Source organism: Gordonia sp. 11cp, assembly GCF_057767225.1.
This window is the reverse complement of sequence record NZ_CM173437.1, coordinates 5,390,962-5,406,690: the sequence shown is the minus strand read 5'-3', so window position 1 is coordinate 5,406,690 and position 15,729 is coordinate 5,390,962. Positions and strand designations below refer to the sequence as shown.

Genomic DNA, 15,729 nt, shown 5'->3' with positions numbered 1-15,729 from the left:
ATCCTGCCCGCATGAGGAACTTCTGGAAATGGCTGGGACTGGCGGGCGCGGTCGGGGTGGCCACCGGCGGGGCGATGGTCGCGCGGGATCAGCGGCAGCGGAAGTCCTACTCGGCCGACGACGTCCGCGCGCGTCTGCATCAGCGGCTCGACGAGACCGGGACCGAGGATGGCGGACCTGCTGATCGGTGAGGGCCGGGTGGCGGAGCCGCTGATTTCTGAGGACACTGGGCAGTGTTGCCCGACGCTCGTCAGAGTGAACGGAGAAAGGTGGCACCATGCCCGACAACAGCGGTTCCGGCGGATCGTTCAATTTCGGCCCCGAGGACTTCGACCGGTTCGCACGTGAGGCCGGGGAGGGACTGCGTGACGTCTTCGGCAAGCTCTTCGAGGGGCAGGCCGGACCGGCAGCCTTCTCGATGTTCTTCGACGAGGCCTCGCGTGGCCGGACTCGTACCAAGCCGCAGCCGCGCGAAGAGACCACGGGGGAGGCCGGCTCCGGAGTATGGGCGGTCTTCGTTGTCGACGACGACGGCGGTGCCCGGGTCGAGCAGGTCTACGCCACCGAACTCGACGCCTTGCGTGCCAACAAGAGCAACACCGATCCGCGCCGCAACGTGCGGTTCCTGCCGTACGGCATCGCGGTCAGCGCGTTGGACACGACGGTCGGCGACTCCGGCGACGACACCCCGACGGTGACGTAGGAGCCTCAAAGACGCGAGAGGCCGGCGGGTCCCTGGTGGACCCGCCGGCCTTGCTGTCACCGCTGCTGCGACATCACGGGATGTGACGCGCCGGTGCGGTGGTCAGAAGTGCGTGCGTCAGAGGTTGGCGCCGCACGTCGGCCAGGCTCCGGGGCCCTGCGTGGCGAGCACGTTCTCCGCGACGCGGATCTGCTCCTCGCGGGATGCGTCTGCCGGGTTGCCGGTTCCGCCGTTGGCCTGCCAGGTGCTCATCGAGAACTGGAGACCGCCGTAATATCCGTTGCCGGTGTTGGTGGCCCAGTTGCCGCCGCTCTCGCACTGAGCGACCGCGTCCCAGTTGCCTGCCGCGTGCGCAGTGGACGTCAGCATCCCGAAGGGCGCGGCAGTCAGTGCGCCGACGATCGCGGCGCGGGCGACGAGCTTGGTCATGTGGGTCTTGGTCATACGCATGGTCTTCGTTCCTCCTCACCGCCCTGGGGTTGGCAGGGCAGTTGATCTCGGACCGTGGGCGACCATACGGGTTCGGTAACGGCTGGGTCACGTCGAGCCCCTGACCAGCGCTATTCGGATAACGCCTGGATAACGCTGTTAGCTTTGCGGTGAATTCCCAGCGCATACCGCAATTCGGCGGGGGTGTTCGGACATACGTGTTCGGCCGCGTTCGATGACGAAGGTCACAGCAGAAATGTGGGACCCGTCACCGTTAGGGGTGTCTGCGGCCGAGTGGGTCAGCGGGGCAGGACCGCGATCCGACCGCCGCGGGACGGGGCGTAGGCCACCCCGCGCGAGAACCAGCGCTCCGCGCGGGCGGTGGTCGGCAGCAGTGCGAACTGCTCGAGCAACGTCCGCAGGGTGACGTCCATCTCCATGGTCGCGAACGCCGCCCCGATGCACCGTCGGGTCCCGCCGCCGAACGGGAGCCACGCCGACGAGGGCTTGGTGCCCAGAAAGCGGGTCGGGTCGAAGACCTCGGGCCGGGCGAATTCGCTGCTGTCGTCGTGCAGCAGGGCGATGGACACGAGCACGTTGTATCCCTTGGGTATCCGCCAGTCGCCGAGGTCGAGATGGTCGGCGACCACGTGCCGGCCGGCGAAGTCGATGACCGGTCGGCTGCGCTGGACCTCCAGGATCGTCGCGTGGCGGTAGTCGTGTCCGCCGGCGTCCACCTCGGCCACGAGCTCGCGCACCACCTCGGGGTGCCGCCGTAGCCGCTCGAGCGCCCACGCGAGGGTTGTTGCCGTGGTCTCGTGCCCGGCCGCGAGCATGGTGGCCAGTTCCTCCGCGATCTCGCTATCGGTCATCGGACTGCCGTCGTCGTAGGTGCTGCGGAGCATGATGGCCAGGATGTCGGTGCGCTCGTCCAGGTGAGAATCGTTGCGCGCCTTGGTGATCAGTCCGCTGACATAGTCTCGGTATTCGGCATTGCGGCGCGCGTACCGGTGATTGGGATCGATCGGCCGGAGAAGGCGGGGGAGTGGGGGTACCGTAGCGGCGCGCGAACCGACGGTCACCATGGGCGGGATCATGTCGCGGAGCCGGTCGAGCTCGCTGCCCTCGGCGCCGAAGACCGCGCGGAGGATGACGTTCAGGGTGATGCGCATCATCGGTTCGATGCAGGCGAACTCGACCCCGGGGCGCCACGTCGCGGTCTCGGCGCGGACCTCGTCGACGACGATCTGTTCGTACGACCGAATCGGCTTGCCGTGCAACGGCGGGGTGAGCAGCTTGCGTCGCGCGCGGTGCCGGGCGCCCTCCAGCGCGAACATCGATCCGGTGCCGAGGATGCGTCCGAGGTTGGGCTGGACGTTCTCGACCTTGTCGCCCGCGGTGAACAGCTCGCGCGCCATGGCGGCGTCGGAGATGACGACGGACGGACCGAAGACGGGCAGGTTCACGGTGAACGCCGAGCCGTGTCGGTCGTGGAGATGGCGGAAGAAGTGTCGGCGCGACACGACCGCGCCGAGCCCCTGGATGGCGGACGGGATCGACGTGGTGGGCGGGAGAACCGCCTCACCACTTCGGGTCGGTGTGTTCACGAGCGTGGGGTCCTCTCGCCGCGGCGGCTGGTACGTTCACGTACCAGCTGACGGTACGCGTACGTACCGGGTCAGACAAGGGGCCTATGCTCGACGGTGTGAATCCTGGATCGGGCCCGCTCCCGCCGCCCTGGCTGATCTCGTCGGCTGGGGCGTCGACCCGGGATCGGCTGCTCGCGGCGATGCTCGAGTGCATCGTCGAGGCGGGATACCGGGAGACCACCGTCGCCGACATCGTGCGTGTCGCGCGGACCTCGAGGCGGTCGTTCTACCAGGAGTTCGCCGACAAGCAGGCATGCTTTTTCGCGCTGCTGACGGTGACCAACGAGTTCATGATCGCCGAGATCGTGCGTCGCGTCGACTCCGAGGCAACCATCGAAGATCAAGTGCGGCAGGCGGTCTCGTCATACGTCGCAGCGAGTGAACGGTACCCGGGTCTCACGTTGAGCTGGATTCGGGAATTGCCTGCGCTCGGCAGTGCGGCCCAGTCGGTCAAAGACGAAGCGCTGGAAGCGTGGATCGAGCTCTTCGTCGGTCTCACCTCGACCCCGACGATGGCCGCGGCGGGGGTGATCCCGATGGACCGCCAGCGCGCCATCTTCCTGTGGGGTGGTTTCCGCGAACTGACCGCCGGTGCCGTCGAATCCGGTGTTCCGCTGGCGTCGATCATCGAACCGGCGACCGCGGCATCCCTCGCCCTGCTGACGCCGCGGCCGGTGTGACGATCTCAGTGGCTCAGTGCCACGAACCCCGTTGGTACTGAGGGGGATACGGCGCCTGCCGGCGTTCGATGCCCAGCTCGTGCGCGGCGCGAAGCGGCCACGACGGCTCCCGCAGGGCGACGCGACCGAAGAACACGGCGGTGATGTCGTCGTCGCCGGCGATCTTCTCGGCTTGATCGGGCTCGGTGATGAGGCCGACGGCCGCTGTCGGCACGCCGGACTGCCGGTGGATGGATCGGGCGAGGTCGACCTGGTATCCGGGCCCGATCGGGATGTCGGCGAGCACGTTGCCTCCCGAGGAGACGTCGACGAGGTCGACACCGCGGCCGGCGAGGAGTTCGGCGAGGCGCGCGGACTCCTCGACATCCCACCCGCCCTCGGTCCATTCGGTGCCGGACACCCGGATGAACAGCGGCTTCGACGACGGCCACACGGCGCGGACCGCGTCCACGACCTCGAGGGTGAGCCGGATGCGTCCCTCGAAGTCGCCGCCATAGGCGTCGGTGCGCCGGTTCGAGAACGGGGAGAGGAACTGATGGAGCAGGTAGCCGTGCGCCGCGTGGATCTCGACCACGTCGAACCCGGCGTCATCGGCGCGGCGGGCGGCCGCTGCGAACGCGTCCACCACCGCTGCGATCTGCTCGGTCGTCATCGCGACGGGAGAGGGCAGCCCTTCGAAGGCGACGTCGGACGGACCGAACGTGGTCCAGCCGCCGTCATCGAGCGGGATCGACCCGGAGCGGTCGTCGAAGGGCGCGTAGGTGGAGGCCTTGCGGCCGGCGTGGGCGAGCTGGGTGCCGATGACCGAACCCTGCGAGTGCGCGAAGTCGACGATCCGTCGCCACGCCGCGGCCTGGTCGTCGTTCCACAGACCGGCGTCGTGCGCACTGATCCGACCTTCGGGCACCACGGCCGCGGCCTCGGTGAGGATGAGTCCGAAACCACCGGCGGCCCGGGCCCCGAGATGGGTCAGGTGCCAGTCGGTGGGCACCCCGTCGCCGGCGAAGCAGCTGTACTGGCACATCGGAGCGAGCCAGATCCGGTTGGGGATGTCGACGTCGCGGATGGTGAGCGGTTCGAAGAGCGCGGTACTGGTCACGAGGAGACACAACGAACGATCGGGCCTCGTATTCCCTTCTCGCTGCCATATCGTGAAGATCCGCCGCTCTCGCCGCGCTCCCGGCGCGGAATGACCGGCGACGACGAACGGAAGAGAGGCCGCCGGACATGACCGATCAGACCGCGCACGATGCGGTGTCGACGGACGTCGCCGAACCCCTCGGGGTGATCACCCTGGGCGACGCGCGACGTCGTAACCCGTTGTCCACCAGCACGATGCGAGCCATCACCGCTGCGCTACGTGCTTTCGGCGACGACCCGCGCGTGCGTGTGATCGTGATCCGGGCGCTCGGGCCCGCGTTCTCCGCCGGGCACGACCTCGGTGAACTCGTCGACCGAACTCTCGACGACGAGCGGGCGGTGTTCGCGACGTGCACGGAACTGATGCGGACGGTCCACGACGTACGGCAGCCCGTCATCGCCGAAGTCGCGGGCATGGCCTTCGCCGCGGGGTGCCAACTCGTCGCCACCTGTGACCTGGCGGTCGCGGGACGCAGCGCACGGTTCAGCACCCCGGGCGTGCGCATCGGGTTGTTCTGCTCGACTCCGATGGTCGCGCTGTCCCGGGCGATCGGACGCAAGCGCGCCATGCACATGCTGCTCACCGGCGAGGCCGTCGACGCCGAGACCGCCGCGGAGTGGGGACTTCTCAGCGGCGTCGTCGACGATGCCGACCTGGCGGACACAGTGCGCGACCTGGCACTGCACATCGCCGGCTCGAGTGCGCGGACGGTGTCCATCGGCAAGCAGGCGTTCTACCGGCAGATCGAGCTCGACGAGTCCACCGCCTACGACGAGATGGGCGAGACGATGGCGACCAACGCGATGACCTGTGATGCGCAGGAGGGCATGTCGGCATTCCTGCAGAAGCGGAAGCCGGTCTGGACCGACAGCTGAGCCCCTGGGGTCGCCGGCAGTGCCGGTCAGGCGTCGATCTGCGCGCCGGCCCTCGCGAAGCGTGCGAGATGGGCATCGGCGGTGCCGAATTCGTACTCGATCGCGGTCAGACGTTTGAAGTAGTGGCCGATCGCCAGCTCCTCGGTCATGCCCATGCCGCCGTGTAGCTGCACCGCGTTCTGGCCGATGAACCGGGCGGCGCGACTGACCGTCGCCTTGGCGGCCGAGACCGCCGCTGCGCGCTCGGCCGGTGAGCCCTCGAGTGACAGGATCGCGAAGTACTGTGCGGCGACCGACTGTTCGAGCTCCAGGTGCATGTCGACCATGCGGTGCTGCAACACCTGGAAGCTGCCGATCGGGACCCCGAACTGCTCGCGCTGCTTGGAGTATTCGACGGTGTCGGTGAACACCTTGCGCATGAGTCCGACGGCCTCGGAGACGACTGCGGCGGTCGCGGTGTCCCAGGCCTTCTCGAGGATCTCGATCGCGTTGTCGTCGGCGATGAGTGCCTCGGCGGGCAGACGCACGTCGTCGAACGTGATGTCGGCGGCCTGGCGGTCGTCGATGGTGCGCAGGGTGTGCAGTTCGAGACCGTCCGGACCGCCGCCCGCGAGGTCGATCAGGAACAGCGAGACTCCCGCGGGGTCGTGTGGCTCGCCCGCGGTGCGGGCGCTGACGATCAGATAGTCGGCGAGCGGCGCCGTGGTGACGACGGCCTTGGTGCCGTTGAGCACCCACTCGTCACCGTCGCGATCGGCGCTGGTCTCGATGCGGGAGAGGACCCCGCCCGAGCCGTCTTCGAGCGCGGCGAGGGCGCTGAGCGCCTCGCCCTCGGCGATCCGGCCGGCGGCTTCGAGGGCGGCCGGGTTGCCGGTCGCGTGCAGCAGCCCGGCGCCGAGCACCACCGAGTCGACGAACGGCTCGACCACCAGAGCATGGCCGAGCGCCTCGGTGACGACCATCAATTCCTCGGGGCCGCCGCCGAATCCGCCGATGTCCTCGGGCAGGCAGGCGCCGACGACGCCGAGGTCCTCGACGAAGGCCTTCCAGATCTTCGGCTGCCAACCCTCGCCGACCTTCGCCGCGTCGCGACTGACCTGCAGGTCGTATCGTGCGTCGAGGAACTTGTTGAGACCGTCGGACAGCAGCTGCTGTTCGGGTGTGAGTGTGAAGTCCATCAGTTATCTCCTGTGACCCGTCAGAGACCCAGAGCGGCTTTGGCGAGGATGTTTCGTTGAATTTCGTTGCTGCCGGCGTAGATCGAGCCCGCGCGGTCGTTGAAGTAGTGCAGCGGCGCGACGGCCTGCCACGGTTCGCCGCTGACGTAGCCGTCGGTGGGCGGTGTGTACTGGAAGATGGGTCCGCCCGGCTTGGTGGCGTGCGGCTGGAAGACGCGTCCGTGGGGGCCGGCGGCTTCCAGGCTCAGCGTCGTGATCTCCTGGCTCAGCTCGGTCCCGAGGATCTTCAGCATCGACGCGATCGAACCGGGGTCCTTGCCCGAACTCATCGCGGCCAGCGCCCGGTACTCGAGGACCTCCAGGATCTTCGCGCGGACCTGGAGGTCGGTGAGTTTGGCCGCGAACGCCGGATCCTCGGACAGGGGACCGCCGTTCGGGGCCGTCACCGATGCCGCGTCACGACCGAGCTGCTCGGCCATGACCTGTAGTGCCGGAGCCGCCGCGCCGCCCCCGCGCTCGAAGACGAGCAGGTACTTGGCCACGGTCCAGCCGTCGTCGATCTTGCCGAGGACGTTCTTCTTGGGCACGCGCACACCGTCGAAGAAGACCTGCGCCTGCACCTGCTCACCGGACGCGAACACCAGGTTCTGCACCTCGATACCCGGCGAGTTCATGTCGATGAGCACGAAGGTGATGCCCTGCTGCTTGCGTTCCTGGCGCGAGGTACGCACGAGGCAGAAGATCCAGTTCGCCTCCGATGCGTGCGTGGTCCAGATCTTCGAACCGGTGACAACGAGGTCGTCGCCGTCGTCCACCGCGGCCATCGACAGCGACGCGAGGTCCGACCCCGACTCGGGTTCGGAGTAGCCCTGGCAGAAGAACACGCTGCCGTCGAGGATGCCCGGCAGGAAGAAGTTCTTCTGCTCGTCGGTGCCGAACGCCATGATCGCGTGGGACACCATGCGGATGCCCATCGGCGACAGCGAGGGCGCGCCGGCGAGGATCGACTCCCGGCTGAAGATGTAGTGCTGGGACTGCGACCAGTCGCACCCCCCGTACTCCACCGGCCACGCGGGAGCGGCCCAGCCACGCTCGTGCAGGATCGCCTGCCACTCCATCGCGGCCTCGTGGTCGGAGTAGACGCTGGTGCGCAGCGTGCCCGCCGCGCGCAGGTCGGGGGTCAGTTTCTCGTCGAGGAACGCGCGGACCTCGTCGCGAAACGCAGCGTCGTCCGGAGACCAGTTCATGTCCATGAGCGGTGCGCAACCTATCTGTAAACGGTTGTGGTCAGATGGGGGTCGAAAGGGAATCTACCCAATGATCGGCGCGGCGCGTAGCCCGCCTCACCTTTCCGGTTCCAGTGTGACGCCCGCGGCCGGTCAGGGGGTGGGATCCTGCCCCTTCGTGTCCGGAGTCTTCGCGACCCCTACGGGTTCGTCAGCGGGTTCGTCGTCGGGTGTCTCGTCGGGTGTCTCGTCGCCGGGCTTCCCACCCGACGACAGCAGCACGTCCGCCCATCGGGTCGCGGGGTCGATGTCGATGAGCAGGGCCTTGGCGAGCAGCGTGAGCGGTACCGCGAGGATCGCCCCCAACGGTCCGATCGCCCACGCCCAGAAGAGCAGGGACATGAAGGTCAGAGTGGTCGACAGTCCCACGGCGTCGCCGACGAACTTCGGCTGGATCACCGATTGGATCGTGACGTTGATGGCGCTGTAGACGACGATCACGATCAGCATTTTGGTCGGTCCGCCGTCGAGGAGGCCCAGCAATGCGGGCGGGACGAGACCGATGATGAACCCGACGTTCGGGATGTAGTTGGTGATGAACGAGAGCAGTCCCCACAGGATCGGCAGGGGGATGGACAGCAACGCGAGGGCCACGCTGTCGAGTACGGCGACGATCAGGCCGAAGACTGTCGACACCCAGAGGTAGCTGCGCGTCCCCTGCGAGAAGGAGCGGAACGCCGAAGCGATGTCGGGACGCATCCGGTCCAGGATGTTCATCCGGTCGTCGAAGCCGACCGAGTCCGCGGCCATGAACAGCAGCAGCGCGAGAACGAGCACGAGTGTCGACGCGACACTGAACGTGCTGGCCAGCACGTCGGTCACCGCGCTGACGACCTTGCTGGTGTCGACGTGGGAGATCATGTCCTGCACCTTGTCGTGGCTCACGCCGTGACTGGTGAGGAAGTTCTGGAAGCTGGTGACGAGATCATCGAACTTGTCGTCGTACTGCGGGAGGATCGATGCCAGGCGTGCGACGGAGAACACCAGCGCCGCAAAGAGTCCGATCAAGATGCCGTAGACGAGCAGCACGGTCGTCAGGAACGCCGCCCAGCGCGGCAAGCCTTTCGTGCGCAACCAGGTCGGGACCGGCTGGACGGCGACCGTGAGCATCAGTGCGAGGAAGACCGGCGCGGCCAGGGAAGCGACCGACTTGATGCCGGCGACCGCGACGACGAGGCCGGCGATGGTGAGGAGCACGATGGTGCCCCGGGGCAATGTCCAGTCAGGTGGATCCACACGGTACGAGCTTTGTGGCGGAGTGCGTGTGGATGTCGTGGTTCCGCTTGCCCTACTACGACCGGACATGGTGTGCCGCCTTTCTGGACACGACTGATGTGTCGTAACAGCGGCCACCCGGTACGCGGAGCGCGTTCGGAGTGGCCGCCGACCAAGTGTTCAGCATCCGGCGACCATCCGCGCGTTCTCGGCGTGCTTTCGTCCTTGTGTGAGTGGTTCGGACTGAGTCCTCAGTGGCCCTTCCAGTTCGGGGTCCGCTTCATCACGAACGCCATGATCCCCTCGAGGGTGTCGCCGCTGATCACCAGTGAGTCGAGCACCGAGGTGCTGGCGTGGACGGCGTCGACGGTGTCGGTGATGGCGTCGGACTGCTCCATGGTGGCGATCGACGCCCGCACGGATGTCGGTGAGGCGGCGAGGATCTCCTCGGCCACCCCGCGAGCGGTCTCGAGAACTTTTCCGGCGGGGGCGATCCGGCTCACCAGGCCGGCGGCCGCGGCCTCGGCGGCCGAGATCCGGCGGCCGGTCAGGATCATGTCGCGCGCGAGTGCCGGTGGCACCATCCGCGGCAGGCGGACCAGCCCGCCGGCAGCCGCCGCGAGTCCGACCTTCACCTCGGGCAGGCCGAACGAGGCGTCCTCGTCGGCCACCACGATGTGGCAGGCCATCGCGATCTCGCAGCCCCCGCCGAGCGCGAAGCCGTTGACCGCGGCGATCACGGGTTTGGGCAGGCTGCGCCGTGACGTCAGGCCGGCGAACCCGTTCTTGGGCACCGACAGTGCGGCCGGGCCAGCGGTCGCCGCGAGGTCGTTGCCCGCGGAGAAGGCCTTGTCTCCCTTGCCCGTCAGGATGGCCACCCACAGGTCGGGATCGGCGAAATACGCCTCGAAGATCGAGTCGAGTTCGGCGTTGGCCGCGGGATTCAAGGCGTTGCGTGCGTCCGGGCGGTTGATGGTCACCTCGAGCAGCCGGCCGTCCCGACGGATCTCCACGTGCTCGTAGGAATCGCGGAAAGCCGGTGCGACAACCGGATGCCGGGAGTCCATGGCCGAAGCGGTCAGGGCCACCCGATTGCCCTTGTCGAACGACCGCACCACGATCGGCGTGCCGACCGGATCGTCGGAGGTGAGGAGGAGCTCGAAGAACTCGTCGTCGTCGGAATCGAGGTTGGCGACGAACCGCGCGCCGAGTCCCTCCGGGGAGGTCGAGTCGACGAGCCGGCCGATGACCACGCCGGTGCGGCGGCCGCTCTTCTGCGGGATGACCGTGTAGGTCTCGATCACCGCGGGGCCGTCGGCGTCGGCGATGGTGGGAACGGTTGCCACCGCGTCGAGCTCGGCCTGGACCGGGCCGCTGGTGTCCGGACGCCAGGGCGCCGGCGTCGTCGAATACACCCCGGCGGCATGCTTGCTCAGCACCCCGCCGTTGGCGACCACCAGGCCGAATTCGCCCGGTGATCGCCGGACCCGGGTGACGACTTCCGCGATCGCGTGCAGGGAGTAGTCGTTGCCCGGGCCGCCGAAGAACGGCAACCCGCCGGTCACGGTCAGTCCGCGTGGATCGTCGGGCGCCATCCCGATTCCGTCGAGGACGTTGAACACCGCGATCGGGAAGCAGCTGTAGATGTCGACGACGGAGATGTCGTCGAGTTCGAGTCCCGCGACCCGCAGCGCGTGGTGTACCGCCGCGGGAGCCGCGGGGGCGGAGCCGAGTTCGGGACGGGCCAGTACCGGCTGCTCGACGGTTGACGAATGCCCATGCAGGAATACCCATTTCGTGGGATCGATACCGGCGGCCTGCGCTGCCCGCACCGACATCACGACGACCGCCGCGGCCTGGTTCACCTGGTCGCGCGCCACGATGTACCGGGTGAAGGGATCGGACACGACCCGGTTCTCGGGGGTGACGGTGACCAGTTCGGCCGCGGTGCGCGCTGTCGGTGCCGCCGAATGCGGGTTGGCGGCGGCGACCTCGGTGAAGGGTGCGAACAACTCACCCATCGTTGCGATGTAGGCGTCGCGGCCCAGGCCCGAGGCGTGCCGGCGGGCGTTCTCCAGCAAGGCGTACTGCGGCAGCACCGACGCGAGGCCGTGCCGCATCTCGGCGACGGTGATGATGCCCTTCAAGCCGAAACCACGGTCGTCGAGCTGGCCGCCGACCTCCTCGGCGAAGCTCGGACGCTGATCCTCCGGCTGGGACATCAGATGACGGACGGTCGACATCACCTCGGCGCCGAACACGACCGCGCCCTCGGAGTCGCCGGCGGCGATCGTTCCGGCGAGCTCGGTGAGAATCGTCTGCGGGGTCTGACCACCGGTCACCGCCTGCACCGCGCGTCGCGGGTCCACACCGACCCGGTTGCCCACCGCACGCGGCATGTTGTCCGGCCGGCCCAGCGGTGACGACGACAGCGGGCTCGAGATCTCGAACGACCGGATCGCGGCGATCGTGTCGATCGACGCGGCGACATCGCCACCGGAGTCGGCGAATGCGGCGGTCACAGCCCGGGCGGCGAGGTCGGCCTCGCCGAGAGCTTCGTAGCCGGGATCGGTCAGGCGTTCCGATGCCTGTCCCACGCCGACGACGACAGGCGTGTTCGGATCGATATCAACGAGCGTTGTTGGCATACCAAACATTGACACACCACGTGACCGCGGTCTCATCGGAGGTGTCCACGAATGTCCCGCGCCAGTGTGCGGCGGTCCCGCCGGGAACGTCAGTGTTGCGGTCAGCGCGGTTACAACCGTGGTCGGCCGATGCGGTTCGGACCAGACTGTCGCCGACCGGATTGCGATCGAAAGGACCACCGATGACGTCCACTGTGCCCACCACGAGGCCTTCAGGCAGCGCCTCCGACGGAACGAGCGACGAGCGGCTCGACGAGGTGTTCGCGCCGATCTTCGCCCGGATCGCCGAGGGCGCCGTGCAGCGCGAGGACGACCGCAGGCTTGCGCACGATGAGGTCTCGTGGCTCCGGGAGGCGAAGTTCGGTGCGCTGCGCGTGCCGGTGGAACTCGGCGGATACGGCGCGTCGATCCGTCAGCTGTTCCGGTTGCTCATCGACCTGGCCGCCGCGGAGTCCAATCTGCCGCAGGCCCTGCGGGTGCACTGGTCGTTCGTCGAGGACCAGCTCGCCGCCCTGCCGGACGAGGGTGCGCAGCGGTGGTTGCGCAAGGTCGGTGAGGGCACGCTGGTCGGCAACGCGATCACCGAACCCGGCGTCGGTGCCATCGACCGCTATCAGACGCGGCTCACTTCGGACCCCGCGAGCCCGGACGGCAGGTTCCGGCTCGACGGCACCAAGTACTACAGCACCGGCAGCCTGTACTCCGACCACATCCTCGTCGCCGCCGACCAGGACGGCGAGCGGGTCTCGGTGCTCGTCGACGCCGACGCCGACGGCGTCACCCAGCACGACGACTGGGACGGTTTCGGCCAGCGCCTGACCGCCAGCGGTACCACTGAGTTCGCCGGTGTCGAGGTTCCGGCCGAGCGTGTTCTCGGTCCGGGTTACGGCGGGGAAGGGCGCACATACGCGACGTCGTATCTGCAGCTGGTGCAGCTCTCGGTGCTCGCGGGTATCGCGGCGCGTGCGACCGACGACGTCGTGGAGTGGGTGCGCAACCGCACGCGCACCTTCACCCACTCGACGGCCGACCTGCCGCGCCACGATCCGCTCGTGCAGCAGGTGATCGGTCGTCTCTCGGCCGCGGCCTACACCGCGCGCACGCTGGTCCTCGACATCGCCGACGAGCTCGATGAGCTTGCTCTCGCCGGGTGGGAGGACGCCGAACTGCTCGACCGCGTCGAGTTCGACGTCGCCCGGGCTCAGGCCGCGGTCATCCCCACCGTGCTCGATGCGACCACGCAGCTGTTCGAGGTCGGCGGCGCGTCGATCACCTCCGAGCGTCTGCGCCTCGACCGCCACTGGCGCAATGCCCGAGTGATCTCGGTGCACAACCCGCTGATCTTCAAGCTGCAGGCGGTCGGCGACCACGTGCTCAACGGCACCGATCTGCCCTACGCCTGGAGCGCCGGGCAGAAGTAGCGCCGCTACGCTGGCGGTCATGCACAGGATGGCCGCCGCGGACGCGGCGTCGTACTGGATGTCGCGCCGTATCCCGAACGACCAGTTCCTGGTGTATTGCTTTGCCGCACCGAGCAGTTCGGTCGAGGACTGTGCGGCGCGACTCCGGCTCCGCGCCGCGCTCGTCGACGACCTGTGCCTCCGGATCCGCGATGTGCCGGGCACGGTCGACCGCCCGTACTGGGAATCCGTCAGTCCCGCCGACTACCAGGTCCGTGTCGATTCGACGCGCCGGACCTGGTCGTCGTGCCTGGCCGAGATCACCGGGCTCATCGCCCGGCCACTCGACCCCACGCGGGCGGCGTGGCGTGCGCATCTGTTCGGTCCCGTCGTCGACGCACCGGGCGCCGCAGGCGATGTCTACGTCGTCGCCGTGCAGATGTGTCACGCACTGGGCGACGGGCGCCGCGCGTCTCGGATCGTGCGCGAGTGGTTCACGGCGCCCGCCACACCGCGACGGCCAGCGTCCACGCGTTCGTCCGGTCGCGAACTGCTGGTCGACGCGGGGACCTTTCTCGGCGGCGTTCTCCGGTTCCCCGGCGAGTTCGTCACCACGGCTCGGCGAGGGTTCCGCGTGGCGCGCCTGGCCCCGGCGTCTGCGCCTGGACCGTCGGGATACCCGCCGACACGGCTGAATACCCCACCAGGACCGCGACGGACCCTTCGGGTGCTGGTGTTCGACCGCGACCATCTCACCCGCCGTGGGCAACCGGTCACGGTCGCGGTACTCGCCGCGATCTCGGCAGCGCTACCGGAGTACCTGGGCGAGACCGGGCGGCGGTTCGGCGTCGAGCTGACGATCGGGAGAACGGGAGAACCGCAGGACCGCAACCACTTCCGCAATGCTGCGGTCGACCTGCACGTCGACGTCGCCGATCTGGCCGAGCGCGCGCGACTCATCGGCGCCGATGTCGCCGCCGCCCGCGCGGCCGAGGCGGACCCGGTGCGGTTCGCACAGCATCGCGCGTCGGAGTCGACCCCCGCGATCCTGGCCCGATGGGGGATCGGGGCTGTCGACCTCGAGACCGCGCCGGAGACGGTCACCGGCGTCACGGTGGTGTCGTCGGTGGACCGTGGCGCCGCCGACATCGATCTCGACGGCGGCGAGATCCTGTTCACGACCGGATTTCCCGCGCTGTCACCCGCCCAGGGACTGACCCATGGCGTGCACGGCATCGGTGATCGCATCGCCCTCTCGGTGACCACGAGTCCCGAGGTGATGGGCGATGTGGACCGGTATGTGGAGTTGCTGGGCCGAGCGGCAGGTGGTTGAGAAGGGTTGCAATGCTGGTGTGGCCACGGTCGAAGCGAGCGCGTGCCGGGGTCGACACGCCCGGGAGTCGACACGCAAAAGCGATGGCTCAGCTGGAAGGAACGCATGACCAGGCTCTGTATGCAACGAGAGCCGTCAGTCCTGATCGGCGCGCTGTGGTGGGTGACCGTGGCGGTGTGCCTCGGAATCGCAGTCTTCACCGCAGGGGAACCGACCCTCCAATACACGGAGTGCGAGATAAGCGGGCGCAACGAACCGGCTTGTACGAATTCGACACTCGGCGAGCATGGTGTCGGCTACGCCCTCCGTGCAGCTGTCCTCGTGGCTCTCGGCGTGTGTACGGCGCTGGTCCGCAATCTCCTCACCAGTGCCATTTTCGTCGCGGTCTACATCCTCTTGCTATTCAGCGCTCCGTACATGCTCTATTTCCTCCCCTTGGGGTTCTTCGCCGTTGTCGCGCTGGTTGTACAAGTCGCGGTCACAATGGCGCGCAGCGCCGGCGGTTAGGGCATCGACGGCCTGTCGGCTGTGCTCTGATGGTTCGGTGGTGTTGAAGCCGTGCGAGACAACTCGAGCTGCAGCCTGGATCGTTGAGTCCGGCCAGCCCTGGCAGGATCTGGCTGGTTTCGGCCCGTCGGGGTTCGAGTCCTACGCACGATTGCGGTTCATGCCCGATCCCGGCAGTGGATCCGACGTCGCCGACCCCGACGAACCCACAGATCAAGCCAAGGTCGCCCGTCTCTGTGCGCTGCTTCGCAGTGCAACAGCCACTCCCGACGATAGTTACTTCGCGATCTGGGAGGGCTGGCCGAATTCTTCCGCCCTCATGCGTCAGAGCGCTCGGATGCACGTACCGAACCGATCCTACTACCTGCTTCGCGGCAGTCTGTCCGAATTCGGGCAGTGGGGCGTGCCGGAGACGGGGCACAACCCGGCCGCGTTCGTGTGGCCGGCGGATCATGCGTGGTGCATTGCCTCTGATGTCGACGATCACTGGGCGAGTGTGGGCGCGAGTGCAGCGGTGATCGAGGGGCTTCTGATCAATGGCGGCCTCGACATCGTCACGGCCGATCCCGATCTCGGTGCTGACTCGCAATACTGCCCGCCCGCCGGGTACTTCCGGCGACGCTGACCCGGCCCCACGCAAAGCAAGCGTTGGCAAACACTGTAGTGGGGTCGTTGAGGAGGGCTG

The 15,729-nt window shown here is 68.1% G+C and carries 15 protein-coding genes; 8 read left to right on the top strand and 7 right to left on the bottom strand.

What is annotated here, in order from left to right:
- Nucleotides 1–11 precede the first annotated feature (11 nt).
- Together AC3B6C_RS24275 and AC3B6C_RS24270 are read left to right on the top strand one after the other, a co-directional pair.
- Nucleotides 12–191 (top strand): hypothetical protein, encoded by a 180-nt coding sequence (locus AC3B6C_RS24275; RefSeq protein WP_010843386.1) that lies wholly within the window; start codon nt 12–14, stop codon nt 189–191.
- 86 nt (nt 192–277) lie between these two features.
- On the top strand, nt 278–703 hold the full coding sequence (locus AC3B6C_RS24270) for a hypothetical protein (protein WP_010843385.1): 426 nt from the start codon (nt 278–280) through the stop codon (nt 701–703).
- 117 nt (nt 704–820) lie between these two features.
- On the opposite strand, the gene AC3B6C_RS24265 is transcribed toward AC3B6C_RS24270, so the two are convergent.
- Together AC3B6C_RS24265 and AC3B6C_RS24260 are read right to left on the bottom strand one after the other, a co-directional pair.
- Entirely contained in the window at nt 821–1,153 is a 333-nt protein-coding gene (locus tag AC3B6C_RS24265; protein WP_014927620.1) for a transglycosylase family protein, read from the bottom strand.
- A gap of 278 nt (nt 1,154–1,431) precedes the next feature.
- The gene (locus AC3B6C_RS24260; RefSeq protein ID WP_488374411.1) at nt 1,432–2,739 is read right to left on the bottom strand and encodes a cytochrome P450; all 1,308 of its coding nucleotides are present in this window, start codon (nt 2,737–2,739) and stop codon (nt 1,432–1,434) included.
- An 86-nt stretch (nt 2,740–2,825) separates the two neighbouring features.
- Between AC3B6C_RS24260 and AC3B6C_RS24255 the strand changes: the two genes are divergently transcribed.
- On the top strand, nt 2,826–3,461 hold the full coding sequence (locus AC3B6C_RS24255; RefSeq protein ID WP_488374410.1) for a TetR/AcrR family transcriptional regulator: 636 nt from the start codon (nt 2,826–2,828) through the stop codon (nt 3,459–3,461).
- Nucleotides 3,462–3,474: 13 nt separating this feature from the next.
- Here AC3B6C_RS24255 and AC3B6C_RS24250 read toward each other — a convergent pair whose 3' ends face one another.
- Nucleotides 3,475–4,560 carry an NADH:flavin oxidoreductase/NADH oxidase gene (locus AC3B6C_RS24250; protein WP_488374408.1) on the bottom strand — a complete coding sequence of 362 codons (1,086 nt, stop codon included), beginning with the start codon at nt 4,558–4,560 and terminating at the stop codon, nt 3,475–3,477.
- A gap of 128 nt (nt 4,561–4,688) precedes the next feature.
- Here AC3B6C_RS24250 and AC3B6C_RS24245 point away from each other — a divergent pair, with 128 nt between their 5' ends.
- Complete coding sequence (locus tag AC3B6C_RS24245; protein ID WP_488374406.1) at nt 4,689–5,477, top strand: enoyl-CoA hydratase; 789 nt, start codon at nt 4,689–4,691, stop codon at nt 5,475–5,477.
- Between the two features lie 26 nt (nt 5,478–5,503).
- Here AC3B6C_RS24245 and AC3B6C_RS24240 read toward each other — a convergent pair whose 3' ends face one another.
- The 4 genes from AC3B6C_RS24240 to AC3B6C_RS24225 form a co-directional block, all read right to left on the bottom strand.
- Nucleotides 5,504–6,655, bottom strand: a complete 1,152-nt coding sequence (locus tag AC3B6C_RS24240; RefSeq protein ID WP_014927612.1) for an acyl-CoA dehydrogenase family protein — start codon at nt 6,653–6,655, stop codon at nt 5,504–5,506.
- A 20-nt stretch (nt 6,656–6,675) separates the two neighbouring features.
- Nucleotides 6,676–7,908 carry an acyl-CoA dehydrogenase family protein gene (locus AC3B6C_RS24235; RefSeq protein ID WP_488374405.1) on the bottom strand — a complete coding sequence of 411 codons (1,233 nt, stop codon included), beginning with the start codon at nt 7,906–7,908 and terminating at the stop codon, nt 6,676–6,678.
- A gap of 126 nt (nt 7,909–8,034) precedes the next feature.
- Entirely contained in the window at nt 8,035–9,156 is a 1,122-nt protein-coding gene (locus AC3B6C_RS24230; RefSeq protein ID WP_488376394.1) for an AI-2E family transporter, read from the bottom strand.
- Nucleotides 9,157–9,407: 251 nt separating this feature from the next.
- A complete protein-coding gene (locus AC3B6C_RS24225) occupies nt 9,408–11,813 on the bottom strand; it encodes an acetyl-CoA acetyltransferase (RefSeq protein ID WP_488374404.1) in 2,406 nt (801 codons plus the stop codon).
- Nucleotides 11,814–11,986: 173 nt separating this feature from the next.
- On the opposite strand from AC3B6C_RS24225, the gene AC3B6C_RS24220 reads away from it, so the two are divergent.
- From AC3B6C_RS24220 to AC3B6C_RS24205, 4 genes are all read left to right on the top strand, one after another.
- Nucleotides 11,987–13,225: an acyl-CoA dehydrogenase family protein gene (locus AC3B6C_RS24220; RefSeq protein WP_488374403.1), complete on the top strand. Its 1,239-nt coding sequence runs from the start codon at nt 11,987–11,989 to the stop codon at nt 13,223–13,225.
- A 19-nt stretch (nt 13,226–13,244) separates the two neighbouring features.
- Nucleotides 13,245–14,537 carry a wax ester/triacylglycerol synthase domain-containing protein gene (locus tag AC3B6C_RS24215; protein WP_488374402.1) on the top strand — a complete coding sequence of 431 codons (1,293 nt, stop codon included), beginning with the start codon at nt 13,245–13,247 and terminating at the stop codon, nt 14,535–14,537.
- Between the two features lie 105 nt (nt 14,538–14,642).
- Nucleotides 14,643–15,044, top strand: coding sequence for a hypothetical protein (locus AC3B6C_RS24210; protein ID WP_488374401.1), 402 nt, complete (start codon nt 14,643–14,645; stop codon nt 15,042–15,044).
- A 160-nt stretch (nt 15,045–15,204) separates the two neighbouring features.
- The gene (locus tag AC3B6C_RS24205; RefSeq protein ID WP_488374400.1) at nt 15,205–15,669 is read left to right on the top strand and encodes a hypothetical protein; all 465 of its coding nucleotides are present in this window, start codon (nt 15,205–15,207) and stop codon (nt 15,667–15,669) included.
- Nucleotides 15,670–15,729: the final 60 nt, after the last annotated feature.